General features: G+C 70.0%; 24 protein-coding genes. 10 read left to right on the top strand and 14 right to left on the bottom strand.

Going from position 1 to position 23,032, the window contains the following annotated elements:
- Positions 1–249: 249 nt before the first annotated feature.
- From KCH87_RS05780 to KCH87_RS05790, 3 genes are all read right to left on the bottom strand, one after another.
- Positions 250–1,707 (bottom strand): catalase, encoded by a 1,458-nt coding sequence (locus tag KCH87_RS05780; protein WP_210584685.1) that lies wholly within the window; start codon positions 1,705–1,707, stop codon positions 250–252.
- A 183-nt stretch (positions 1,708–1,890) separates the two neighbouring features.
- Complete coding sequence (locus tag KCH87_RS05785) at positions 1,891–2,784, bottom strand: 2-hydroxy-3-oxopropionate reductase (RefSeq protein ID WP_210584687.1); 894 nt, start codon at positions 2,782–2,784, stop codon at positions 1,891–1,893.
- A 25-nt stretch (positions 2,785–2,809) separates the two neighbouring features.
- The gene (locus KCH87_RS05790; RefSeq protein ID WP_210584689.1) at positions 2,810–3,631 is read right to left on the bottom strand and encodes a TIM barrel protein; all 822 of its coding nucleotides are present in this window, start codon (positions 3,629–3,631) and stop codon (positions 2,810–2,812) included.
- 138 nt (positions 3,632–3,769) lie between these two features.
- On the opposite strand from KCH87_RS05790, the gene KCH87_RS05795 reads away from it, so the two are divergent.
- From KCH87_RS05795 to KCH87_RS05825, 7 genes are all read left to right on the top strand, one after another.
- Positions 3,770–4,021, top strand: coding sequence for a hypothetical protein (locus tag KCH87_RS05795; protein ID WP_210584691.1), 252 nt, complete (start codon positions 3,770–3,772; stop codon positions 4,019–4,021).
- Between the two features lie 47 nt (positions 4,022–4,068).
- A complete protein-coding gene (locus KCH87_RS05800; RefSeq protein ID WP_210585005.1) occupies positions 4,069–4,380 on the top strand; it encodes a helix-turn-helix domain-containing protein in 312 nt (103 codons plus the stop codon).
- A 131-nt stretch (positions 4,381–4,511) separates the two neighbouring features.
- Positions 4,512–5,021 (top strand): 2-oxo-4-hydroxy-4-carboxy-5-ureidoimidazoline decarboxylase, encoded by a 510-nt coding sequence (gene uraD / locus KCH87_RS05805; RefSeq protein WP_210584692.1) that lies wholly within the window; start codon positions 4,512–4,514, stop codon positions 5,019–5,021.
- 15 nt (positions 5,022–5,036) lie between these two features.
- Positions 5,037–5,435 (top strand): hydroxyisourate hydrolase, encoded by a 399-nt coding sequence (gene uraH, locus KCH87_RS05810; RefSeq protein WP_210584694.1) that lies wholly within the window; start codon positions 5,037–5,039, stop codon positions 5,433–5,435.
- A gap of 8 nt (positions 5,436–5,443) precedes the next feature.
- On the top strand, positions 5,444–6,367 hold the full coding sequence (gene pucL / locus KCH87_RS05815; protein WP_210584696.1) for a factor-independent urate hydroxylase: 924 nt from the start codon (positions 5,444–5,446) through the stop codon (positions 6,365–6,367).
- 110 nt (positions 6,368–6,477) lie between these two features.
- A complete protein-coding gene (locus KCH87_RS05820; protein WP_210584698.1) occupies positions 6,478–7,857 on the top strand; it encodes an 8-oxoguanine deaminase in 1,380 nt (459 codons plus the stop codon).
- 233 nt (positions 7,858–8,090) lie between these two features.
- The gene (locus KCH87_RS05825; RefSeq protein ID WP_308298754.1) at positions 8,091–9,461 is read left to right on the top strand and encodes a nucleobase:cation symporter-2 family protein; all 1,371 of its coding nucleotides are present in this window, start codon (positions 8,091–8,093) and stop codon (positions 9,459–9,461) included.
- On the opposite strand, the gene KCH87_RS05830 is transcribed toward KCH87_RS05825, so the two are convergent.
- The 3 genes from KCH87_RS05830 to KCH87_RS05840 all read right to left on the bottom strand — a co-directional run bounded on the left by KCH87_RS05830 (position 9,446) and on the right by KCH87_RS05840 (position 12,432).
- On the bottom strand, positions 9,446–10,255 hold the full coding sequence (locus KCH87_RS05830; RefSeq protein WP_308298755.1) for a chitosanase: 810 nt from the start codon (positions 10,253–10,255) through the stop codon (positions 9,446–9,448). The genes KCH87_RS05825 and KCH87_RS05830 overlap by 16 nt on opposite strands.
- A gap of 82 nt (positions 10,256–10,337) precedes the next feature.
- Positions 10,338–10,937, bottom strand: coding sequence for an exonuclease domain-containing protein (locus KCH87_RS05835; protein WP_210584702.1), 600 nt, complete (start codon positions 10,935–10,937; stop codon positions 10,338–10,340).
- A 55-nt stretch (positions 10,938–10,992) separates the two neighbouring features.
- A complete protein-coding gene (locus KCH87_RS05840; protein ID WP_210584703.1) occupies positions 10,993–12,432 on the bottom strand; it encodes an MFS transporter in 1,440 nt (479 codons plus the stop codon).
- 110 nt (positions 12,433–12,542) lie between these two features.
- On the opposite strand from KCH87_RS05840, the gene KCH87_RS05845 reads away from it, so the two are divergent.
- On the top strand, positions 12,543–12,944 hold the full coding sequence (locus KCH87_RS05845; RefSeq protein ID WP_210584705.1) for a helix-turn-helix domain-containing protein: 402 nt from the start codon (positions 12,543–12,545) through the stop codon (positions 12,942–12,944).
- A 207-nt stretch (positions 12,945–13,151) separates the two neighbouring features.
- Positions 13,152–14,858 (top strand): heme peroxidase family protein, encoded by a 1,707-nt coding sequence (locus KCH87_RS05850; protein WP_210584707.1) that lies wholly within the window; start codon positions 13,152–13,154, stop codon positions 14,856–14,858.
- 71 nt (positions 14,859–14,929) lie between these two features.
- Here KCH87_RS05850 and KCH87_RS05855 read toward each other — a convergent pair whose 3' ends face one another.
- The 5 genes from KCH87_RS05855 to KCH87_RS05875 all read right to left on the bottom strand — a co-directional run bounded on the left by KCH87_RS05855 (position 14,930) and on the right by KCH87_RS05875 (position 18,672).
- Positions 14,930–15,352: a thioesterase family protein gene (locus KCH87_RS05855; protein ID WP_210584709.1), complete on the bottom strand. Its 423-nt coding sequence runs from the start codon at positions 15,350–15,352 to the stop codon at positions 14,930–14,932.
- A gap of 66 nt (positions 15,353–15,418) precedes the next feature.
- Positions 15,419–16,084, bottom strand: coding sequence for a hypothetical protein (locus tag KCH87_RS05860; protein ID WP_210584711.1), 666 nt, complete (start codon positions 16,082–16,084; stop codon positions 15,419–15,421).
- 218 nt (positions 16,085–16,302) lie between these two features.
- Complete coding sequence (locus KCH87_RS05865) at positions 16,303–16,905, bottom strand: histidine phosphatase family protein (protein WP_210584713.1); 603 nt, start codon at positions 16,903–16,905, stop codon at positions 16,303–16,305.
- Positions 16,906–16,908: 3 nt separating this feature from the next.
- Complete coding sequence (locus KCH87_RS05870) at positions 16,909–17,442, bottom strand: HAD domain-containing protein (RefSeq protein ID WP_210584715.1); 534 nt, start codon at positions 17,440–17,442, stop codon at positions 16,909–16,911.
- A gap of 21 nt (positions 17,443–17,463) precedes the next feature.
- The gene (locus tag KCH87_RS05875) at positions 17,464–18,672 is read right to left on the bottom strand and encodes a pyridoxal phosphate-dependent aminotransferase (RefSeq protein ID WP_210584717.1); all 1,209 of its coding nucleotides are present in this window, start codon (positions 18,670–18,672) and stop codon (positions 17,464–17,466) included.
- A gap of 81 nt (positions 18,673–18,753) precedes the next feature.
- Between KCH87_RS05875 and KCH87_RS05880 the strand changes: the two genes are divergently transcribed.
- Positions 18,754–19,380, top strand: a complete 627-nt coding sequence (locus tag KCH87_RS05880; RefSeq protein WP_210584719.1) for a helix-turn-helix domain-containing protein — start codon at positions 18,754–18,756, stop codon at positions 19,378–19,380.
- A gap of 49 nt (positions 19,381–19,429) precedes the next feature.
- Here KCH87_RS05880 and KCH87_RS05885 read toward each other — a convergent pair whose 3' ends face one another.
- Genes KCH87_RS05885 through KCH87_RS05895 form a run of 3 tightly spaced genes read right to left on the bottom strand, consistent with a single transcriptional unit; the run spans position 19,430 to position 23,013 of the window.
- Positions 19,430–20,215, bottom strand: a complete 786-nt coding sequence (locus KCH87_RS05885; RefSeq protein ID WP_210584720.1) for a hypothetical protein — start codon at positions 20,213–20,215, stop codon at positions 19,430–19,432.
- Complete coding sequence (locus KCH87_RS05890) at positions 20,215–21,480, bottom strand: VWA domain-containing protein (RefSeq protein WP_210584721.1); 1,266 nt, start codon at positions 21,478–21,480, stop codon at positions 20,215–20,217. The genes KCH87_RS05885 and KCH87_RS05890 overlap by 1 nt, the downstream gene beginning before the upstream one ends.
- 9 nt (positions 21,481–21,489) lie before the next feature.
- Entirely contained in the window at positions 21,490–23,013 is a 1,524-nt protein-coding gene (locus tag KCH87_RS05895; protein ID WP_210584722.1) for an IucA/IucC family protein, read from the bottom strand.
- Positions 23,014–23,032: the final 19 nt, after the last annotated feature.

The following is a 23,032-nucleotide window of genomic DNA, read 5'->3' on the forward strand; positions in this document are numbered from 1 at the left end:
CGCGCCCCTTCGGGGCGCTGCCGAACCGCTGCCGAGTTGACCCGACCTGATTGGCCGGGATGTCGTACCGGGACCGCGGCGGTTGCGACGGAGCCGGGTGCTTCTTCCCTCAGGTCGAAGAAGGAGCGCCTCGGGACCTTCACCACCGCACTGGCTCGCACGCCGCCGCGGTCCACACCCTGCCCGCGCCCCGTACCGAGGGACCACCCCTCATCCGGGTCGATCGGTTGCCGGGCGCCGGCAGGGAGTTCAGTCCTCGCGCAGGGCGTGGACGGCCTCCTCCACCCGCTTGCCGTACTCCGGGTCGGCGGCGTGGAAGTGGGCCAGGTTCTTCTCGATCACGTCGTCGCGGGAGACCTGGGACAGGCCGCCGGCGATGTTCGCGACCAGCCGGGACCTCTCCTCCTCGGACATCAGGCGGTAGAGCTCGCCCGCCTGGAAGAAGGCGTCGTCCTTGGTGTGGAGAGGGGCCTCGTGGGTGCCGGTGTGGCCGCCCACCGCCAGCGGGGCGGACAGCGGGCGGCCGGTCTCGGCCGGGCCGTCGTACGAGTTGGGCTCGTAGTTCCTGGCGTGCCGGCCCTGGGAGTTGGACGCCATGAGGCCGTCGCGGCCGTAGTTGTTCGCGACGGTCGCCTTCGGGGCGTTCACCGCGAGCAGGGTGTGATTGACGCCCAGGCGGTAGCGGTGCGCGTCCGCGTAGGCGAACAGCCGGCCCTGGAGCATCTTGTCGGGGGAGGGGCCGATGCCCGGAACGAAGTTGTTCGGGGAGAACGCGGCCTGCTCGACCTCGGCGAAGACGTTGTCCGGGTTGCGGTCCAGGACCAGACGGCCCACGCGCTGGAGCGGGTAGTCCTTGTGCGGCCAGACCTTGGTCAGGTCGAAGGGGTTGAAGCGGTAGTCCGCCGCGTCGGCCGCCGGCATGACCTGGACGTGCAGGGTCCACGACGGGTTGACGCCCCGCTCGATCGCCTGGAGCAGGTCCGTCTGGTGCGAGTTGGGGTCCTTGCCCGCGATCTCGGCTGCCTGCTCGCCGCTCAGGCAGCGGATGCCCTGGTTGGTCTTGAAGTGGTACTTGACGAAGAAGGCCTCGCCGTCGGCGTTGGTCCACTGGTAGGTGTGCGAGCCGTAACCGTTCATGTGGCGGTACGACGCCGGGATGCCGCGGTCGCCCATCAGCCAGGTCACCTGGTGCGTGGCCTCGGGGGCGTGCGCCCAGAAGTCCCAGACGTTGTCCGGCTCCTGCTTGCCGGTGAACGGGTCGCGCTTCTGTGAGTGGATGAAGTCCGGGAACTTGATCGGGTCCTTGATGAAGAACACCGGGGTGTTGTTCCCGACGAGGTCGTAATTGCCCTCTTCCGTATAGAACTTGACCGCGAAGCCGCGCGGGTCGCGGACCGCGTCCGCACCGCCCAGGTTGTCGGCGACGGTCGAGAAGCGCAGGAACACCTCGGTGCGCCTGCCGACGGTGCTCAGGAAATCGGCGTGGGTGAAGCCCGTGACGTCGTCGGTCACCTCGAAGTAGCCGTACGCGCCGGAACCGCGGGCGTGCACCACGCGCTCCGGGATCCGCTCGCGGTTGAAGCGCGCCAGCTTCTCCAGAAGGTGCTGGTCCTGGAGCAGGAGAGGGCCGCCGATGCCGGCGGAGGCGGAGTTCTGGTTGTCGGCGACCGGGGCGCCGGACTCGGTCGTGAGCACGCGCTTCGACATCGTGGACCTTCCGTGCGGGTGTCAGCGGGAAGTTTCGGAAAAGAACTTCCGCTTTGTGGAGCCTAGGATTGGGCGATCTGGACGTCAACAGTTTGTTGAAGTGGATTCCGGGCCGCGGCGGCGCTTGGGCGCGACAGGACAGATGTCAGCACCGCCGCGGCCCGGAGGTCTTTGGGGTGGGCGTCAGAGCTGAGCGCCGGACAGACGCTCGACGGCGCGCAGCAGCGCGGAGTGGTCCAGGCCGCCGTCGCCCTGGGTGCGCAGGGAGGCCACCAGCTGGGCCACCACGGCGCCGACCGGAAGGGCCGCGCCCACGTTGCGGGCCGCGTCCGTGACGATGCCCATGTCCTTGTGGTGCAGGTCGATACGGAAGCCCGGCTTGAAGTCCCGGTTCAGGAAGTTGTCCTTCTTGCGGGTCAGCACGGTGGAGCCGGCGAGCCCGCCGTTCAGGACGTCCAGTGCGGCCGTCAGGTCCACGCCGGACTTCTCCAGGAAGACCACGGCCTCGGCGCACGCCTGGATGTTCACGGCGACGATCAGCTGGTTGGCGGCCTTCACGGTCTGGCCCGAGCCGTGCGGACCGCACAGCACGATGGTCTTGCCGAGTGCTTCGAGGATCGGCTTCGCGGCGTCGAAGTCGGCCTGCTCGCCGCCGACCATGATCGACAGTACGGCCTCGATCGCGCCGGCCTCGCCGCCGGAGACCGGGGCGTCCAGCACGCGGATGCCCTTGTCCTTGGCCGCCTTCGCCAGGTCGACCGAGGTCTGCGGGGTGATCGAGGACATGTCGATCAGCAGCGCGCCGGACTTGGCGTTCTCCAGGATGCCGTCCGGGCCGTACGCGATGGCCTCGACCTGCGGGGAGGCGGGCACCATCGTGACGACCACGTCGGCGTCCCGCACGGCCTCGGCGATCGAACCGGCGGCGCTGCCACCGGCGGCGGCGAGCCGGTCGAGCTTGTCCTGCTCCAGGGTGAAGCCGGTGACGTCGTAACCCGCCTTGATCAGGTTCTCGGACATGGGGGAGCCCATGATGCCGAGGCCTATCCAGGCGATCTTGGGAAGAGCGTTGCTCATGAGAGGAGCCTTTCGGTACGGGGGGTCAGCGGGGCAGCCAGTCGAAGGCCTCGGCGCTCGGGCGGTCGCCCGGCTTGTACTCGAGGCCGACCCAGCCGTCGTAACCCGCCTTGTTCAGCTGGTCGAGGAGGTCTTCGAGGGGCAGCGCGCCCGTGCCCGGCGCTCCGCGGCCCGGGTTGTCGGCGATCTGCACATGGCCGGTCTTCGATGTGTACTGCTCGATCACCGACGGCAGGTCCTCGCCGTTCATGGACAGGTGGTAGAGGTCCATGAGGAACTTCGCGTTGCCGAGTCCCGTCGCCTCGTTGACCTTGTCGACGATCCCGACGGCGGCGGGCGCGCTCACCAGCGGGTACAGCGGCGACTCGGGCTGGTTGAGGGCCTCGATCAGCAGGATCGCGCCGATCCGGTCGGCGGCCCGCGCCGCGAGGACGAGGTTCTCCAGTGCGAGCGCGTCCTGCTCGGCCGGGTCCACGCCCTCGACGCGGTTGCCGTACAGGGCGTTGAGTGCCTTGCAGTCCAGCGAACGGGCGAAATCGGCCGCCACGTCGATGTTGGCGCGGAACCGCTCTGACTCCTCGCCGGGGACCGACAGGGCGCCCCGGTCCGGGCCGGGCAGCTGTCCGGCGTAGAAGTTCAGGCCCGTGAGCTGGACGCCCGCGTCCTCGATCGCCTTCTTGAGGGCGTCGAGCTCGGACTGCTCGGGGGTGGGGGAGTCGACCCAGGGCCACCACAGCTCGACCGCGGTGAAGCCTGCCGCGGCGGCGGCCGCGGGGCGCTCCAGGAGCGGGAGTTCCGTGAAGAGGATCGACAGGTTGACGTTGAAGCGCTGCTCTGCGAATCCCATGTGGGTAGGCGCTCCCTTCCGTGGGTCGTGATTCCGTATTACGGAAGTTCGTTTCTGCTTAATGGAAGATTGCCGCCGTGTGTTGCCGCTTGTCAAGAGGGCTCGGCGGAACTCCGTGCCGCGCGTTAGGTTGTGCGCGTGCGATTGAGAGTGGAGTTCACGACCGAGCCCTTCGACCTGGACGAGGCACCCGCGCACGCGCTGGTGGCCCGCGAGGTCATCGAGGCCGCCGAGCTGGACGCGGTGGACGTCGGCCCGTTCGGCAACACGGCGGAGGGCGGAGCCGATGCCGTGCTCACCGCCGTGGACGCGCTGCTGCGCAGGACCTTGGAGTCGGGCGCCACCCGGGTCTCGCTCCAGGTCAATGTGATCGGGGAGGGCGAGCAGTGAGCGAGGACGAGCCCTTCATCACGGCCGTGAAGCCGCTGGTCGACTCCATGGGTGGCGTGATGCTCCCGCCGGACGAGGCCGGCCCCGACGATGTCGTGCTCTCCTGGGAAGGTGCGGACGTCGTCGCCGTGCGTCTGCCGCAGCTGGCCGACTCCCTCGATCACATCCTGGCCGCCATGGAGCGCAAGAAGGGCAGGCCGCTGGCCGAGCTGGACCGCAAGGCCAAGCAGGAGGTCGTACGGATACTGGAGGCGCGCGGCGCCTTCTCCGTACGGCATGGGGTCGAGACCGTGGCGGGTGCGCTCGGTGTCAGCCGGTTCACCGTTTACAACTACCTCAATCGCGAGAAGGGCGTCTGAGGGCGGGGCTCGGGGTCGCCGGGGTTTGTTACCCGGAATTTTCAACAAAGTGTTGACGTCGTGTTTCGGAGAGCGTTAGCTGTCCGCAGCCCGTTCAGCACGCTAGGCCGGTAACGGCCACGGAGGCTCCCGTGACTTCGACTTCCACGCCCCCGGGACTGGCCCGGTTCAACGTCCTGGAGGAGCACGCGGCCTTCGCCGCACTTCACGAGGCCTGCGCCGCCACCACCTGGGCCAGGCGACTGCTCGCAGCCCGCCCGTACGCCACCCCCGAGGACCTCTACACCGCCAGCGATGCCGCGATGGCCGAGCTGACCGCCGTAGACCTCGAAGAGGCGATGGCCGGGCACCCGCCGATCGGCCGCCCCAAGCCGGGCGATCCGACCTCGGCCCGGGAACAGCGCGGTATGGCCGGCGCCTCCGAGGAACTGAAGGCGGAGATGCTGGAACTGAACCTGGCCTACCAGGAGAAGTTCGGCCATGTCTTCCTGATCTGCGCTACCGGCCGGACCGGCGAGCAGATGCGGGACGCGGTCAAGGAGCGGATCGGGAACTCGCCGGTACAGGAGCGGGAGACCGTCCGCACCGAGCTGGGGAAGATCAACCGTATCCGCCTGGCCCGGCTCGTCGAAGAAGACTGAAGAGGACGCCCGAGTATGAGCACCAGCACCAGCACCACCGCCTCCGTGTCCACGCACATCCTGGACACCAGCGTCGGCCGCCCCGCCGAGGGCGTCCCCGTCCAGCTCTCCGCCCGCAGCGGTCGCGATGCGGACTGGCAGGCGCTCGGCGGATCCGCGACCGACGCGGACGGCCGGTGCAAGGACCTCCCGGCGCTGCCGGAAGGGGCCACACACGTACGGCTCGACTTCGCGGTGGAGCCGTATTTCGAGAAGAAGCAAGCCGATGCGCAGCAGGACGCCCCCGCGAATCGGGACAGCGGTGCCGTGTTCTTCCCCGAGGTGGCGATCACCTTCGCCGTGCGGCCCGGGGAGCATTACCACGTGCCGCTGCTGCTCAACCCGTTCGGCTACTCCGTATACCGAGGGAGCTAGCAGACACCATGCCCACGATCCTGGGACAGAACCAGTACGGCAAGGCCGAGAACCGAGTCGTAAAGATCACGCGGGACGGCGCCACCCACCACATCAAGGACCTCAATGTGTCCGTCGCCCTCTCCGGCGACATGGACGAGGTCCACTACTCCGGCTCGAACGCCAACGTCCTGCCGACCGACACCACCAAGAACACGGTGTACGCGTTCGCCAAGGAGCACGGCATCGAGTCCGCCGAACAGTTCGGCATCCACCTCGCCCGGCACTTCGTGTCGAGTCAGGAGCCGATCAAGACGGCCCGGATCCGCATCGAGGAGTACTCCTGGGAGCGGATCGAGAGCTCGGACGCCAACTCCAAGTTCATCGGCGCAGACGAGGTCAAGCACTCCTTCGTCCGCAAGGGCCAGGAGACCCGGGTCACGCAGATCACGTACGGCGGCTCGGAGTGGGAGGTCATCTCCGGTCTCAAGGACCTGGTGGTGATGAACTCGACGAACTCCGAGTTCTGGGGCTACGTCAAGGACAAGTACACGACGCTCCCGGAGGCGTACGACCGCATCCTGGCCACCCAGGTCTCCAGCCGCTGGCGGTTCAACTGGACCGACGACGAGCAGAAGATGCCCAACTGGGAGAAGTCCTACGAGCAGACCAGGAAGCACATGCTCCAGGCCTTCGCCGAGACCTACTCGCTGTCGCTCCAGCAGACCCTGTACCAGATGGGTTCGCGGATCATCAACAACCGCAGTGAGATCGACGAGGTCCGCTTCTCGCTCCCGAACAAGCACCACTTCCTGGTGGATCTGGAGCCGTTCGGGCTGAAGAACGACAACGAGGTGTACTTCGCGGCCGACCGGCCGTACGGCCTGATCGAGGCGACGATCCTGCGGGACGGCTGCGAGCCGAAGATCCCGGTGGACCTCACCAACCTCTGACCGACTCCACATTCTCGGCACCCGCGGCCGGTGGGCCTGGCTCCCGGCCGCGGTACTCAAACTCCCCGGGTCCTGCCGTGCCCTCTCCACAACAGCGCTAAGGACGAACCATGGCAGCAGCCCAGCGCATCGTCATCGAGAACTGTTCGATCGCGACGGTCGATGCCGCCGACACCGAGTACGCAAACGGTTACGTCGTCATCGCCGACAACCGCATCGAGGCGCTCGGCCCGGGCACGGCCCCCGAGGGCCTGGAGAACGTCGTACGCCGAATCGACGCCACCGGTCACCTGGTGACCCCCGGTCTGGTCAACACCCACCACCACTTCTACCAGTGGATCACCCGGGGCCTGGCCACCGACCACAACCTCTTCGACTGGCTCGTCGCCCTGTACCCGACCTGGGCGCGCATCGACGAGCAGATGACGTACTCGGCCGCGCAGGGCTCGCTCGCGATGATGGCCCGCGGCGGTGTCACCACGGCCATGGACCACCACTACGTCTTCCCGCAGGGCTCCGGCGACCTGTCCGGCTCGATCATCCGCGCCGCCCGCGAGACCGGCGTCCGCTTCACCCTCGCCCGCGGCTCCATGGACCGCAGCGAGAAGGACGGCGGGCTGCCGCCGGACTTCGCCGTCGAGACCCTGGACGGCGCCCTCGCCGCGACCGAGGCGACCGTGAGGGAACACCACGACTCCTCCTTCGACGCGATGACCCAGGTCGCCGTCGCGCCCTGCTCGCCCTTCTCCGTCTCCACCGAACTCCTCCGCGACGGCGCCCAGTTGGCCCGCCGTCTCGGCGTACGGCTGCACACACACGGCTCGGAGACGGTCGAGGAGGAGCAGTTCTGCAAGGAGCTGTTCGGCATGGGGCCGACCGACTACTTCGAGTCCACGGGCTGGCTCGGCGAGGACGTGTGGATGGCGCACTGCGTCCACATGAACGACTCCGACATCGCCGCCTTCGCCCGGACGAAGACCGGTGTCGCCCACTGTCCCTCGTCCAACGCCCGTCTCGCCGCCGGCATCGCCCGCGTCCCCGACATGCTCGCCGCCGGCGTCCCGGTCGGCCTCGGCGTCGACGGCACCGCGTCGAACGAGTCCGGCGAACTCCACACCGAGCTGCGCAACGCCCTGCTCATCAACCGGCTCGGTGCGCACCGTGAGGCCGCGCTCAACGCCCGGCAGGCGCTGCGCCTCGGCACCCACGGCGGTGCCCAAGTCCTCGGCCGCGGCGCCGAGATCGGCTCGCTTGAGCCGGGCAAGCTGGCCGACCTGGTGCTGTGGAAGCTGGACACCCTGGCCCACGCCTCGATCGCCGACCCGGTGACCGCGCTGGTCTTCGGCGCCGCCGCTCCGGTCACCGCCTCGTTCGTGAACGGCCGTCAGATCGTCGAGGACAACCGCCTGTTGCACGTCGACGAGGACGCGATCGCCCGGTCGACGCGCGAACAGGCGCAGCGGCTGGCGCGGATCGCCTCCGGCAGCTAGCCGTACGGCTACTCGATCTCCGGCCGGGAGGGACGGCTCCCGGTCGGCGGCCGTGGACCCCAAGAGGGTTCGCGGCGGCCGTCGCCGGGGCGCGCACAGAGGTGTGCGCCCCGGAACGGTCTCCGTCCTCTTCTCCCTGAAAGTTCCTGAAAACGGTCCCGCACGACCGCGCATCACCTCCTTGAAACCCACGTCAGAGCCGACGTGCTGTCAACCGACCGGAGGAGCCGCCCGTGTCCGCCCCCGCCCACCCCGTCGACGAAAAACTCCCCGCCGCCAAGATGGCGACGACAGGCCTGCAACACGTGGCCGCCATGTACGCGGGAGTCGTCGCCCCACCCCTGATCATCGGCGCGGCCATCGGCCTCTCCGGCACCGAACTGACCTTTCTCACCGGCGCGTGTCTGTTCACCGCGGGCCTCGCCACCTTCCTCCAGACCATCGGCATCTGGAAGATCGGCGCCCGGCTGCCGTTCGTCAACGGCGTCACCTTCGCCGGTGTCGCCCCCATGACCGCGATCGTCGCCTCGACCGAGGACAAGTCCGACGCGCTGCCGGTCATCTTCGGAGCGGTGATCGTCGCAGGTGTCCTCGGCTTCATAGCCGCCCCCTTCTTCAGCAAGGCGGTCCGCTTCTTCCCGCCGGTCGTCACCGGCACGGTGATCACCCTCATCGGTGTCTCGCTGCTGCCGGTCGCCTTCGGGTGGGCCCAGGGTCCGGACCCCGCGGCGGACGACTACGGTTCGACGACCTACCTGGGCCTCGCGGCCGCAACGCTCGTGATCGTGCTGCTCCTTCGCCGCTTCACCCGCGGCTTCGTCAAGCAGGTCGCCGTACTGCTCGGCCTGGTGGTGGGCACGCTGATCGCGATCCCGTTCGGGGCCACGGACTTCGGACCGGTCGCGGACGCGGACGTGATCGGCTTCCCGACCCCGTTCCACTTCGGCGCACCGCAGTTCCAGGTCGCGGCGATCGTGTCGATGTGCGTCGTGATGGTGGTCTCGATGACCGAATCGACCGCGGACATGCTGGCGTTGGGCGAGATCGTGGAGCGCCCGGCCGACGAGAAGACCATCGCGGCGGGCCTGCGCGCCGACACGCTCGGCTCGGCGCTCAGCCCGCTCTTCAACGGCTTCATGTGCAGCGCCTTCGCCCAGAACATCGGCCTGGTCGCGATGACGAGGATCCGCAGCCGGTACGTCGTCGCCACCGGCGGCGGATTCCTGGTGCTGATGGGCCTGTGCCCGGTGGCCGCCTCGCTGATCGCGGTCGTACCGCGCCCGGTGCTCGGCGGCGCCGGCGTGGTCCTGTTCGGCTCGGTGGCCGCGAGCGGTATCCAGACGCTCGTCCGGGCGGGCCTGGAGAAGGACAACAACGTCCTGATCGTGGCCGTCTCACTTGCCGTCGGGATCATCCCGATCACCGCGCCGGAGTTCTACCACGCCTTCCCCGAGACGGCGAGGATCGTCCTGGACTCGGGCATCTCGACGGGGTGTGTGGCGGCGGTGGTCCTGAACCTCCTCTTCAACCACCTCGGCAGGTCCCGGCAGGCCGACGACGACGTCACGGCGCCGATGGAACCGGTCCATCAGCCGATCACGTAACTGTCCCCGTACACCTTCCACTCGAGCGGTGTGCCGAGGTCGAGATTGCCCTTCTTCAGAAAGATCCGTTGGGCGTTCTCGACCCGGCTCACATCGCTGTGCGCCTCCTCCTGCTTCATCGCCCACACCCGGGCGTCCAGGAAGGCGTGCAGATACGTCTTCTCGCCGCCGCCCTCGGCCGGGGTCCCGGCGTTCTTGCGGGCACGCTTGCGTATGCCGCCGAAGCTGAGGCTGTCGGTGCCGGGGCCGTGCATGACCATGGCGTCGTAGTAGACGAACTGGCCCAGCGCGCCGAGACCGTCCTTCTTGGCCCGCGCGACCGCCGGGTCGAAGTATCCGCGGTCCCGCTCGTCACGCTGGGCCCTGCGGAACGCCGACGTCCTGGCGGCATTCCGCCAGGCGGCGACGAACCCCGCGCCCAGCCCCTGGTGCGAGTCGGTGCCGTCCACCGCGCGCAGCGCGGGCAGGTAGGCGGCCAGCGGATTGCCGGGGACACGCTGCGTGTACAGCTCGACGAGGGCGAGCATGTCGCTCGTACCGGAGCAGAAACCGATGATCCCGGCGGTGTAGCCACGGCCGTCGCCGATGTCCTCGATGTACGTGTACTGCGCCGCCCAGTCCAGCGAGGAGTTCTCCGCGCTGGACACCAGCCGCATCGCGAGCTCCTTCTTCTCCGGATCGTCCAGGCCGGTCGTCGAGGCCGCTTCGGCGGACGGCCACAGTGAGGTCAGCACCGCGGTACCGAAGGCGGCGAGAACGCTGCGGCGGGCGGCTTTACTGCGAAGGATCGGCACGTCATCTCCCAGGAGCGAGCTGTGCGAGGCAGTCGGAGACTGGCCCTCGAACCTGGGAACGCGGTGAGGTGACATGAGGAACTCACTGTGAGCCGGGACCGGGCCACGCCATGAGGTTCGCGAACAACTCGGCCTGCTCGACGGCGTCGTCGAGCGCGTGGTGCGTGTGCCGGCGTCCCGACAGCAGCTCGCGCGGCATGGTCCCCTTGGCCACCGCCCGCAACGGCAGGCCCGCCTTCGTCGCGTACAGCGTCTTCATGTCCAGGCAGCCCGAGTGCCCGAAGGGACTCGCCCCGGTGAAGCGGATCAGGTACCAGTACAGGAACATCCAGTCGTACGACGCCGGGTAGCCGCACATCACCGGCTGCGCGCCGACGCTCACCTCGCGCACCCACTCGGTGAACTCGGCCAGGGCGACGGCCGGCTCCGCTCCCTCGCGGGCCAGCCGATCCCGGTCGAGCCCGCTCACCGCGAGCGCCTCGGGAACGAACTCGTCGCTGATCGGGCGGAGTTCGCGGTAGAAGGTGTGCTTCTCGGGGTCGGCGGGAGTGAACCCGTCGGCGCCCTGAACCCCGGCGACCGCCGCGCCGAGGCTCAGCATCGAGTACGGGCCGGGAATCGGGCCGTCCGCCTCGATGTCGACGGAGATGTACTGGCTGGGTTTGCTGCGTCGTGCGGCCATGAGTGTCGAGCATCGCAGCTCGCGGACGTGGTCCGCATCCGAATTCGGCTGCCGACTATCGGGTACGGTCCACCGCTCCCGGGCGCAGCACAGCGGCCGCCAGTGCCAGCGCCCCCACCGCGATCACCGTCGCCACCCGGAACGCCAGCTGATAGCCCTCCGCGGTGGCCGACACCAGCTCCGCGCCACTGTCCAGCAACCCGTCGGTCCTGCTCGCCGCCAACGTGGACAGCACCGCCAGACCCAGTGAACCGCCCACCACCTGCGTGGTGTTGAACAGCCCGGAGGCCAGGCCCGCGTCCTCCTCGTGGGCCCCGGTCATCGCCAGTCCGGTCAGTGCGGGCATCGCGGCGGCGAAGCCGGTGGCGAGCAGGAGAAGGGGCGGGAGTACGTCCGTGACGTACGAGCCGTCCACCGTGGCCCGGCTCAGCAGGGCCATGCCGGCGACGATCAGCACGAGCCCCGCCAGCAGCACCCGGTACGCGCCGAACCGGCCGATGGTGCGCGCGGACAGGCCCAGCATCAGCACGCCGATCGCGACCGGGGCCGGCAGGAACGCCGTGCCGGTGGCCAACTCGCCGTATCCGAGGACCCGTTGGATGTAAAGCGCGCCGATGAACTGGAAGCCGTACATCGTCGCGATCATCAGGATCTGGACGGCGTTCGCGCCGGTCAGCAGGCGGGAGGCGAACAGACGCAGCCGGAGCAGCGGACGGGCGGCACGCGCCTGGCGGAGCGTGAACGCCACGAACAGGGCGAGGGCGAGCACGGCCAGCAGCAGGGTGGTGGTCAGGTCGCGGTCGCCGGAGCCGACTATGACGTACACCGTGAGCATCAGCGCGCCGGTGACCAGGGCCGCTCCCGGATAGTCGGCGCCCCGGCCGAGGCCCTCGCCCCGGTCCGGCGCCAGGACGCGGAGCGCCGCCAGCCATGCGACCACGCCGATCGGCAGGTTGATCAGGAAGATCCAGTGCCAGCCCAGGGCCTCGGTCAGCGCCCCGCCGAGGAACGTGCCGAGCGCGCCGCCCGCCGCGCCGACCGCGCTGAACACCGCGATCGCACGGGCCCGTTCACCCGGCTCGGGGAACAGTGCGACCAGCATGCCGAGGACGACGGCCGAGGTCATGGCCCCGCCCAGCCCTTGCAGGGCGCGAGCCGTGATCAGCATGCCCTGGCTGCCGGCGATCCCGCAGAGCACCGAGGCCGCCGTGAACACCGTGAGACCGGCGGCGAACATCCGCTTGCGGCCGATCAGGTCACCGAGCCGGCCGGCCAGCAACAGCAGACCGCCGAACGGGATCAGATAGGCGTTGACCACCCAGGCCAGGCCCGGGCCGCTGAAGCCGAGGTCGCTCTGGATCGCCGGCATCGCGACCGTGACGATGCTGCCGTCCAGGATCGTCATCAGCGTCCCCGCGCACAGCACGACGAGGGACGCCCAGCGGGAGTACGTTCGGTGTGGTGCGTGTGTGGAGCGCTCGATCAGGGACGACATGGCGGTCCGCCTCCGTATTCGCCGTGGTTCTCCGTATGACCCATAGGGGCACTACTTGTAACGGGGTACATCGTGAGTGACCATGGGAGTGGGGGTAAGGAGGCAGTTCGATGTCCCAGAGGAACACCGGTGTAACCGCCCAGGTCGTGAACGCGCACGCGTGCCCGGTCCGCGAAGTTCTTGACAGGGTGGCGGGCAAATGGAGCGTCCAGATCCTGGTGGCCGCCGCGCACGGCCCGATCCGCTTCACCGAGTTGGAGCGCAGCATCGAGGGCATCAGCCGCCGCATGCTGACCCTGACGCTGCGCAACCTGGAGCGCGACGGACTCGTCACGCGCACGGTCCACCCGACGGTGCCGCCCAAGGTGGAATACGAACTCACGCCGGTCGCCCGCGAGTTGCACGAGACACTGCAACGGCTCACGGACTGGGCGGAGCGCAATCGCGTCTACATCGCCGAGTCGCGTGCCGTCTACGACACCGAGCACCGGCCGGAGTTGACGGACGCCTGAGGCCGGCGGGTGTTCAGCGTCCCTGAAGCCCGCGGTTCCTCAATGCCCCGGAATCAGACGGTCCGTCAATTTCTTCGCTCCGGTGGGAACTTGTCCGTGTACTGGACCGTTGTCGGTTTTGCAGGCATGTATACGCATGACTGACCACTCCGCGTCCGGTGGGGACCGGCCGCGGAGTACGGGGGACAGAAAACCGGGGGTAATGCAGTGCACCGACACCATCGTGAGACCTACTACGTCGTCGACGAGGGCCGGATCTTAGAATTCGAGAAGGGACAGGCCGCCGCGCGCGTGCCGACCGCGACCGAACAGCAGATGGCCTTCCGCTTCTCCAGGTTCGGCAAGAAGAAGGGCGCCCCGCTGGACGAGGAGCTGCGCGCCAAGCTCGCCGCGGCCATGACCACCGTGGGCCAGGAGGGCGACGACCCGGACTCGGGCGCGCCCGGCACACCGATCCCGGCGGGCTTCACCTACCTCGGCCAGTTCGTCGACCACGACCTGACACTCGACCGCACCCAGGTGGGCCTGGGCGACCCGGTCCCCGTCGAGGACCTCGTGCAGGGCCGCAGCCCGGCCCTCGACCTCGACTCGCTCTACGGCCTGGGCCCGGACCACTCCAGCAGCGCCCGGTTCTACGAGCCGGACGGCCACCTCAAAATGGGTACGACGCTCGGCGTGCCGTTCCCGCCTGACCTCCCGCCCGCCAACACCGACCAGAAGGGCTTCGACCTGGCCCGGGCCGGCGAGACGGTCGGCGGCACCCGGGCCGACCAGCGCGCCCCGCTGATCCCGGACGCGCGCAACGACGAGAACCTGGCCGTCGGCCAACTGCATCTGGCGTTCATCCGCTTCCACAACCGCGTCCTCGACCGCCTCGCCGAGCGCGGAGTGCCCGAGCGCCGGGCGTTCCGCATGGCCCGGGAGTCGGTCGTCAAGCACTACCAGTGGGTGCTGCGCACCGACTTCCTGCCGCGCATCGTCGACCCGGAGATCGTCGAGCGTGTCTTCACCCGCGGGCGGCGCCACTTCGAGGTGCCGGGGCGGTCCCGGCCCGGCGACCTGCCGACGATGCCCGTCGAGTTCTCCGTCGCCGCCTACCGGCTCGGGCACAGCATGGTGCGCACCGCCTACCAGTGGAACAGCGTCTTCCGCGTGGGCGGCCCCGGCGGTATCGCCACGCTCGGCCTGTTGTTCCGCTTCAGCGGCACGGCGGGCAACCTCACCCCGCCCGACCCGAACAACCCGGGTGACCTGAGCGACCTCGACGACCCGAACGCGGGGGAGAACCTGCGGCTGCCCAGCAACTGGATCGTCGACTTCCGCAGGCTGTTCGACTTCGGTGAGGCGGGCCGTGACGACCTGGTCGTGCCCAAGGGCGAGTTCAACCTCGCCAAGCGGATCGACACGCTGCTCGTCGACCCGCTGGCCGCGCTGCCCACCGGCACCTTCGACGGCCGCGGCCGCCCGGCCCCGCCGCCGATCCAGCGCAACCTCGCCTTCCGCAACCTCACCCGGGCCGGGATGGTCGAGCTGTCCACCGGACCGCAGCTCGCCGAGCAGATGCGCATCAAGCCGCTGACGGCGGACCAGATCCTCAAGGGCACGGGCGGCGCCGAGCTCGACGGACTGACCCCGACGGAGCGGGAGTCGCTGGTGGCGCACACCCCGCTCTGGTTCTACATCCTGCGCGAGGCCGAGGTGAACGAACGCCGTCCCGGCCGCCTCACCGGCGTCGGCGGCACCCTTGTCGCCGAGGTCTTCCACCGCGCGATGGAGGGCAGCCGCACGTCGATCGTGAAGCACCCGGGCTGGCGCCCGAGCCTGCCGTCCCATCGCAAGGGCGCATTCACCATGGCGGACCTGCTGCTCTTCGCCTTCGAGGACGACGCGGACCTGTTGAACCCGCTGGGCTAGACGGGGAGTTCTTCACCTCAACCCTGGGCGACGGTGGAGGCGGCCACCGTCGCCCGGGGCGCGCGACCCGCTCACAGACCGAACAGGCCCGGATCGGACGCCAGCTCCTTGAAGCGCTCCTGGGGTGCGGCGACCAGCTTGCGCGCCTTGAGGTCCAGCAGCCCGCCGACCCCCGTGACCTCGGCGGCCACCGTGCCGTCGGCCTTGCGAATCGTCTGCTCGATACGGAACGTCTTGCCCTCGCCCCAGACGAAGTCGCAGGTCACCTCGACCTCGTCACCCGCGAGCAGCTCGCGCTTGTAGCGGATGGTGGTCTCCAGGGCCACCGGCCCGACACCCTGGGCGATGAGGCCGGCCTGGCTGATGCCGGCCGCCTGGAGGAGCGACCAGCGGGCGTGCTCGGCGTAGTTGAGGTACACGGCCTGGTTGAGGTGACCCTGCACATCGGTCTCGTACCCGCGGACGGTCACCGGGACGGAGAACGGCTCGCTCACGGTTTTCCCTTCACGTTTTCGGCGTCGCGCATTCGACGATCTGATCGAGAGATCTTGGCATGCCCATCAGGTCCGGCGCGGGGAGGCCAGCAGATACCGGATCCGTGTGCGCGGCTCGGTGTACTCGCCGACCTGCCAGCCCGCCTTCTCCAGCGTGGCCGCGCAGGCACGCAGCGCCTCGACGCCCGGCTCGTGCACGGCGACGGCCTCCGGCTGCGGGGTCGCGATGACGCGGTAACCGGAGGAGTCCTGTGCGGCGGGGTGTTGGGGCGCGTCCGGCCCGGCGGGGCGATGTCCGGCGGCCTCCAGGGCGAGGGCGGCGGCCTGCACCAGATGGGCGCGTTCCCAGCCGCACGGGCGGTCGGTGGCGCCGTGCGGATTGGTCATCCGGCGCAGCTCCAGCAGCCCTTGCCAGGCGCTGTGCACTTCACGGACACGGGAGGGCCCGGGCTCCGGCACCCCCGCCCCCTCCTCGCCGCCGACGCGGGCGGCGAAGACACCGGAGGCCTCGGCTGCCCGGGCGGCGGGCTCCGGGGCGGCCTCGGGGACTTCCTCCCGTATCCGATGCCCCGCAGGTGTCAGAAAGTGATCGTGCGGTGGCCTCGGATGCCGGAAGGCGAGCCCCCGCTTCACCAGCGCATCGAGCTGCGCCTCCGTGCCCCTGAGCCGCCCGGTCACCGGATCGGCGGCGTCGATGACACGCCGCTGGGCGGCGGTCGGCGGTCGTGTCATGACGTACTCCTCCCCGGTCCTCGACCTCTCGGTCGGCCCATTCGAAGACTACGACGCGGGTCTGACAATCAGGCCGATGCAGAGCGCTCCGCGGGAAGTGAGCGATGGGCCGTCGATCGCCTGCGGGTCCGCTGTGGCTGGGCGCGCCCGCGCGGCGGAGCCGCATATCGATACAGCCCCGCGCCCCTGCGGGGCGCTGCCGACTTCACCAGGCCCGCTCAGGACGGCCGAGGCCTGATGTTCCACCCCGCGATCACCGGCCGGCCATGCTCCGTGCTCAGTCGGCCCAGAGTCCCGGTCGCGAGCTGGAACAGTGCCCCGTCCGACGGCGGCAGTCCGAGCCGGCGGGCGGTGAGGACGCGCAGGAAGTGGCCGTGGGCCACCAGGACGATGACGCCCTCGGTGTTCGCGAGCGCGGCGTCGACCTTGCCGAGCATGCGGTCCGCGCGTTCGCCGACCTGTTCCGGAGTCTCGCCGGGATGCGAGGGCGGCCCCGGTGCGACCCCGTCCGTGAACAGGAACCAGCCGGGCCGCTCACGCTGGATCTCGACGGTGGTGACGCCCTCGTACCCGCCGTAGTCCCACTCCCGCAGGTCCACATCGACCCGCATCTCCTGAAGCCCGATGAGCTGTGCCGTCTCCCGCGCCCGTTGCAACGGGCTGACGAACGCGGCCCCGACCCGGTGCGAGCGGATCAGCGGAACCAGGCCGCGCGCCTCTTCCCGCCCGCGCTCGGTCAGCGGGACGTCCGTCCAGCCGGTGTGCCGCCCCGACCTGGACCACTCGGTCTCACCGTGTCTGACCAGCAGAAGATCACCCATGCCTCACAGGCTATGAGCCCACCGCTCCAGCCGCGCGAACTCGGGATCCCGAAGCCCGAGGCGCGGGTCGATCCGCAGCAGCAGCGCGGGCCCCTCGTGGTGCTCGGCGACATGCCGGACGTCGAGGTCCGTGATCATGTCGTCGACCCACACGAAGGGCCTGCCCGCCGCCCACTCCACGACCCGCCGGGTCTTCCAGTACAGCCCGTCCGGGTCCTCGGCGAACAGGTTGGTGAACTCGATGACCGGCAGATCCCCCGGCAGTCCGATCACCGGGGCGATCATCTCGTTGGCCTCGTGCATCCAGGTGGTCGCCCAGGCCAGCTCGTACGGCAGGGCGCGCAGCCGCGCCCCGTGCCCGGGGTGCAGCCGCACCCGAAGCCCCCTGCGCAGCCGTCGCGACCCCGGTGCCTGCCGGTTCGTCCAGCCCGAGGGGTGCAGCCGGCGCGTCACATAGCCGCGGTGCCGGGTGAACAGCGCGCGGTACGGGTTGAGAGGGCCGTCCACGTCCAGGAGGAGCAGCGGCAGATTGCTCATGGGAAGCGACCTACCCGCGCGCTACTGCCGATAGCCGCTCAGGAACCGCCCGATCCTGCTGATCGCCGCGTCCAGGTCGTCCGCGTAGGGCAGGGTCAGGATCCGGAAGTGGTCGGGGGTCGGCCAGTTGAAGCCGGTGCCCTGGACCACCTGGATCTTCTCCCGCAGCAGCAGATCGAGGACGAACTTCTCGTCGTCGTGGATCTTGTGCACCTTGGGGTCGAGGCGGGGGAAGGCGTACAGCGAGCCTTTCGGCTTCACACAGGACACGCCGGGGATCTCGTTGAGCTTCTCCCAGGCCACGGTGCGCTGCTCGTGCAGACGGCCGCCGGGTGCGGTCAGTTCGTGGATGGACTGGCGGCCGCCGAGCGCGGCCTGGATGGCGTACTGGGCAGGCGCGTTGGCGCACAGCCGCATGGACGCCAGCATGGTCAGGCCCTCCAGGTAGTTCTTGGCGTGCTGCTTCGGGCCGGTGATCACCAGCCAGCCCGAGCGGAATCCGGCCACGCGGTACGTCTTCGACAGGCCGCAGAACGTCAGGACGACCAGGTCGGGGGCGAGGGCTGCGACCGAGTGGTGCACGGCGTCGTCGTACAGGATCCGGTCGTAGATCTCGTCGGCGAAGACCATCAGGCCGTGCCGGCGGGCGAGGTCGAGGATGCCCTCGATGATCTCCTTGGGGTAGACGGCGCCGGTGGGGTTGTTGGGGTTGATGATGACCACGGCCTTGGTGCGGTCCGTGATCTTCGCGGCCATGTCGTCCAGGTCCGGGTACCAGTCGGCCTGTTCGTCGCAGAGGTAGTGGACCGCCTTGCCGCCCGCGAGCGTCGTCACGGCCGTCCAGAGGGGGAAGTCCGGGGCGGGGATGAGGATTTCGTCGCCGTCCTCGACCAGTGCCTGTACGGCCATCGAGATCAGCTCGGAGATGCCGTTGCCGAGGAAGACGTCGTCGACGCCGACCTCCAGGCCGAGGGTCTGGTAGCGCCCCGCCACGGCCCGGCGGGCGGAGAGGATGCCGCGCGAGTCGGTGTAGCCGTGCGCCTGGGGGAGCATCCGGATCATGTCCTGGAGGATCTCCTCCGGCGCCTCGAAGCCGAACAGTGCGGGGTTGCCGGTGTTGAGGCGCAGGACGCTGTGTCCCGCCTTCTCCAGTGCGTCGGCGTGCTCGATCACCGGGCCGCGGATCTCGTAACAGACCTCGCTGAGCTTGTTCGACTGCCGGAACTCCATGCGTCCCTCCGGTATCTGGTGTTGCTTGGTTTTACCAAGTTCGAGCTTGGAAAGTCCAATGACATGTCTAGACTGCGTCGCATGTCACCTCGTCGAAGCTACGACCAGTACTGTTCCGCCGCCCGCGCGCTCGATGTCGTCGGCGACCGCTGGACCCTGCTGATCGTCCGTGAGCTGCTCGCCGGTCCGCGTCGCTACACCGACCTGCACGCCGACCTGCCGGGCGTCAGCACGGACGTACTCGCGTCGAGGCTCAAGGACATGGAACGCGACGGGCTGACCTCGCGCCGCCGGCTGCCACCGCCCGGCGCGGCGTTCGTCTACGAACTCACCGGGCGCGGGCGGGAGTTGTTGCCGGTCCTCCAGGCGCTGGGCGCGTGGGGACAGGCCGAGCTGGGGGAGCGGCGGCCCACCGACGCCGTACGGGCGCACTGGTTCGCCCTGCCGCTGCTCCGGTCGCTTCACGGCGAGGGGCTCGTCGAAGTCCGGCTGGAGGAAGGCGAGTTCCATGTGTACGTCGGGGCCGAGGTGGGGCCCGTGTACGGCGAGGGGCCCGCGCCCGTGGAGCCCGACGCCCGGCTGGTCCTGGACGCCGGTACGTGGGAGGCGGTCGGGCGGGGCGAGTCGAGCCTGGCGGACGCGGTGCGGGACGGCCGTATCACCGTGACGGGTGAGGGGACGCTGGCCAAGGCCTTGCGGGAGGCATAGGAAAGGCCCGCCGCACGTCACCGTGGAGCGGGCCTCGACGGCCGATGCGTCAGACGCCCTGCGGTCGCCCCGCCCCCCGCGTCAGCGCATACCCGCCGATTCCCGCGAGCGCGGCCAGCACACCGCCCACCGCGGTCCACACCCACCGGTCGGACCACCATCCGGAGGACCAGCCGTCCTCGGGCTCGATCGCGGACAGCACGGCCGAGGACGACGAACTCTCCTCGCTCTCATCGGACTTCACCGCGATGCCCGGCACCAGCGGCTGCGTCAGCGAGCCGTCCACGGCCGCCGAACCGCCGATGTCCTTGGATGACACCTCGACGGCGGCGGACACCGGAAGGCCGAGGTCGGTCGTGGCCAGGTCGAGGACCGTCAGCCGGATGTAGTAGGTGCCCGGCAGTGGGTCATTGGCCCACGGCTCGGACCAGGAGCGCACCGTGCGCAGGGTGCAGGCCACTTCGACCGAGGCCGCGTCCTGGGCGGCGGTGCGGGTCTGTGCGCCGTACTGGCAGGCCTGGCGGCGGCGCAGTCCGTCGTACACGTCGAGCTGCCAGGTCTCGGCGGCGTGCGAGTCCGGCAGGTCGACGGTCGCCTTCACGGTGGGCCGCTGTCCTGCGTCCGCGGGGAACGACCAGTACAGGTAGTCGCCCGCCGAGCCGCTCGCCGTCGCCTTCTGGCCCTGCTCGATCTCCGTCGCCGTACGGAAGGACGTACCCGCCTGGGTGGGTGCGTCGCCGGAGGCGCCGGGCGACGGCGATGCGTCCGCCAGCGCCGGAGCCGCCGCCAGGCCGAGCAGCAGCAGCGCCGCGCTCAACACAGGTGTGATGCGCATCAGTTGGTCCTCCAGACCGCTACCCGCCAGCGTGACACCCAGCCCCACAGCAGACCGGCGACGAAGCCCGTCAGAATCAGCGCGCCGAGCAGCCACCAGCCGCGGCCGAGACCGAAGGACGCCACGTCGCCCGACCCCGAGGGCCCGTCCACGACGTCGACGGTGAGTTCGAGCGGCAGACCCGGCGTGGTCTTCACACCGGACGCCGCCGAGAAGGAGTTGGTGACCTGAAGGCACACGGATTCCGCGGGAGCGTCCTCGTCGTCGCTCTCCGCCTTCGGGTACCGCAGACCCGTCGAGATGACGTCCGTACGGCCGTTGCCCGTCCCCTCGCCGCGCACGATCTCGCGTCCGCGCTCGGTGACGGCCCGCAGCAGCACGCCGTAGTCGGGGTTCACGGTCCGGTCGGCCGCCACGCTCACCGAAGCGCGCAGTTCCTGGCCGGGGTTCACGTCCACCCGGTACCAGCGCTGCTGCCCGAACTCCTCGCGGTCGGTGTACAGACCGGACTCGAGGGCGGGCGCCTTCGCGCACCGGTCGGCGCCCTCCGTGGCCACCGGCGTCACCACCGGATCGGCCGCCCGGTCCACCAACTGGTTGACGCGGTCGGTGAGTTCGTCGGTGTGCTCGACCGAGGTGTAGGTGCCGCCGGTCGCCTCGGCGATACAGCTGAGCTGCTGCCGCATCTTGGCGTTGGGGACCAGGCCGAGGGTGTCGATGGTCAGGCCGATGCCCTTGGCGGCTATCTCGCGGGCCACCTCGCACGGGTCGAGCGGGGCGCAGGTGTCCTCGCCGTCGCTGATCAGCACGATGCGCTTGGAGCCGGTGCCGCCGTCGAGGTCGTCGGCCGCCTTGAGCAGGGCGGGGCCGATCGGGGTCCAGCCGGTGGGCACCAGGGTCGCGACCGCCGTCTTGGCCTCGGTGCGGTCCAGCGGGCCGACCGGGTAGAGCTGCGCGGTGTCCTTGCAGCCCGTCTTCTGGTCGTCGCCCGCGTAGTCGGCGCCGAGGGTGCGGATGCCGAGCCGGACCTCCTCGGGCGTCGCGTCGAGCACTTCGTTGAACGCCTGCTTCGCGGCGGCCATCCGGGTGCCGCCGTCGATGTCCTTGGCCCGCATGGAACCGCTGACGTCGAGTACGAGGTTCACCTTCGGTGCGTCCTCGCCCGTGGGTTCGCCGGCGGACGCCACGGCCGGGAAGGCGAGCCCGGCCGTCAGCGCGGCGAGCAGGGCACAGGTACCCGCCGCCAGCCGTTGTCTTGTGATCATCGGCGGATCCTATTGATCAAACGTGTCCCGCTCCAAAACGGTCTCCGACCGCAGGGGGTTGGGCAGTTGAGCCCACTGGTCCCCGGGCGTCCCCGGCGACAGCCGCATCAGCGTCAACGCCTTCGTGGGGAGCGGTTCTTCGAGCAGTGCGACGAGATCCGGTGTGCGCGGCAGATCCCGTACGGCCGTCTCCAGCGCGGCCCGCAACGCCGCACCCGACCCCGCCGTGCCCGCCAGTGCTCCGGCCACCAGCGAGCCGAACAGCTTGCGCCGCAGCGTGGTTTCGTCGTCCGTGACGATCCGTCCGGTCAGCTCCGGCAGCGGGATGCCGTGCCGGGCCAGCCGGGTGGGGCTGATCCGGATGTCGGCGAGGTCGCGGTAGACCAGCCGCAGCGGTGCGCCCGTCGGGGACAGCACCACGAGGAGGTTCTGACCGTGCGCCTCCAGGGCCACGCCCAGCTCCAGCAGGCGCAGGCCCACGGTGAGCGCCAGCCGGGCGAAGGCGGCCAGCCAGTCGGGGGATTGGGGCAGCTCGGTGGTGGGGAGCGCGGCCACCGGCACGACCCGTTCGCCGTGCGCCTGGTCGCCGTACACCTGAGGGGACTCCCGCAACACGGCCGCCAGGTCGGGGGAGTGGGCGGTGACCGCGCCGATCGTGCGGGTGATGTGCAGCAGTCCGTCCGTGTGGGTCGCCAGCTCCTCGGCGAACGCCGAGAGGATCGCCGACGTCGAGATAGACCACTCCGAGATGTCCCGGACGGAGGACGTCAGCCGGGCGCTCAGCGCGGTCTTGACGTGCGGGCCGCCGGCCAGGGCGAGGGTGCGCAGGGACATCAGCGGATGCGCGGGGGCCTCCTCGTCGCAGACGCGCTTGAGGACGTGCTCCGCCTGCCAGGGATGCACCGGGATCAGCAGCCGCTCCCCGTCCCGCATGCGGTCCGGCCACTCGCCCGTCACCAGGCACTCCTGTGCCCGGACCGGCGTGAGCCCCAGCTTTACCAGCGGCCGGTGCTCGGGGCCGTACGCCAGCTGCTCGGCCACCGAAAAGCCGGGCCGCGAACGGCAGTTGGGGTGGAACGGATGCCCGTCGACCACCCGCTGCTCCCACTCCCAGTCACTGTCGGGCCACCCTTTCGAGTGGCTCCGCTGCCCCGCCCGGGACAGCGCCAACGACGCGACGCTGTGCGCGAGTTCGGCGGCGAAGTACGCCCCGTGCGGTACCGCGAGCCCCGTCATCAACCGCGCCGGATCGTCGTACGACACCCCGTCGAGCCGTACGGCGGTGACGTACGCGGCGGTGGCGTACGGGTCCGCGACGGGGCCGTGCAGTCGCCGCCCGTCGGACAGCCTCAGCACACCGGGCCCGCGGCCGGCGATCCACGTCAGCGGCTCATGGGCCAGCGCACGCCACAGCCGGGTCAGTACGGCCGCCCGGGCGCCGGGCAGCTCGGCCGTGTACCGCGACACGAGACCGGGGCGTACGACGGCCAGCTCCTCGGCGACCTGGGCCTCGACGGCGGGGGGACGATGCACAGACAGGCTCCTAAAGTGG

Origin of the sequence: Streptomyces sp. GESEQ-35 (genome assembly GCF_017948485.1) — a bacterium.
Classification (GTDB): Bacteria; Actinomycetota; Actinomycetes; order Streptomycetales; family Streptomycetaceae; genus Streptomyces.

Coding starts and splice junctions, on each gene's coding strand:
- KCH87_RS05780 (WP_210584685.1), bottom strand. CDS start 1,707: ATGTCGAAGCGCGTGCTCACGACCGAGTCCGGCGCCCCGGTCGCCGAC.
- KCH87_RS05785 (WP_210584687.1), bottom strand. CDS start 2,784: ATGAGCAACGCTCTTCCCAAGATCGCCTGGATAGGCCTCGGCATCATG.
- KCH87_RS05790 (WP_210584689.1), bottom strand. CDS start 3,631: ATGGGATTCGCAGAGCAGCGCTTCAACGTCAACCTGTCGATCCTCTTC.
- KCH87_RS05800 (WP_210585005.1), top strand. CDS start 4,069: ATGGGTGGCGTGATGCTCCCGCCGGACGAGGCCGGCCCCGACGATGTC.
- uraH (WP_210584694.1), top strand. CDS start 5,037: ATGAGCACCAGCACCAGCACCACCGCCTCCGTGTCCACGCACATCCTG.
- pucL (WP_210584696.1), top strand. CDS start 5,444: ATGCCCACGATCCTGGGACAGAACCAGTACGGCAAGGCCGAGAACCGA.
- KCH87_RS05820 (WP_210584698.1), top strand. CDS start 6,478: ATGGCAGCAGCCCAGCGCATCGTCATCGAGAACTGTTCGATCGCGACG.
- KCH87_RS05835 (WP_210584702.1), bottom strand. CDS start 10,937: ATGGCCGCACGACGCAGCAAACCCAGCCAGTACATCTCCGTCGACATC.
- KCH87_RS05840 (WP_210584703.1), bottom strand. CDS start 12,432: ATGTCGTCCCTGATCGAGCGCTCCACACACGCACCACACCGAACGTAC.
- KCH87_RS05845 (WP_210584705.1), top strand. CDS start 12,543: ATGTCCCAGAGGAACACCGGTGTAACCGCCCAGGTCGTGAACGCGCAC.
- KCH87_RS05860 (WP_210584711.1), bottom strand. CDS start 16,084: ATGACACGACCGCCGACCGCCGCCCAGCGGCGTGTCATCGACGCCGCC.
- KCH87_RS05865 (WP_210584713.1), bottom strand. CDS start 16,905: ATGGGTGATCTTCTGCTGGTCAGACACGGTGAGACCGAGTGGTCCAGG.
- KCH87_RS05870 (WP_210584715.1), bottom strand. CDS start 17,442: ATGAGCAATCTGCCGCTGCTCCTCCTGGACGTGGACGGCCCTCTCAAC.
- KCH87_RS05875 (WP_210584717.1), bottom strand. CDS start 18,672: ATGGAGTTCCGGCAGTCGAACAAGCTCAGCGAGGTCTGTTACGAGATC.
- KCH87_RS05880 (WP_210584719.1), top strand. CDS start 18,754: ATGTCACCTCGTCGAAGCTACGACCAGTACTGTTCCGCCGCCCGCGCG.
- KCH87_RS05885 (WP_210584720.1), bottom strand. CDS start 20,215: ATGCGCATCACACCTGTGTTGAGCGCGGCGCTGCTGCTGCTCGGCCTG.
- KCH87_RS05890 (WP_210584721.1), bottom strand. CDS start 21,480: ATGATCACAAGACAACGGCTGGCGGCGGGTACCTGTGCCCTGCTCGCC.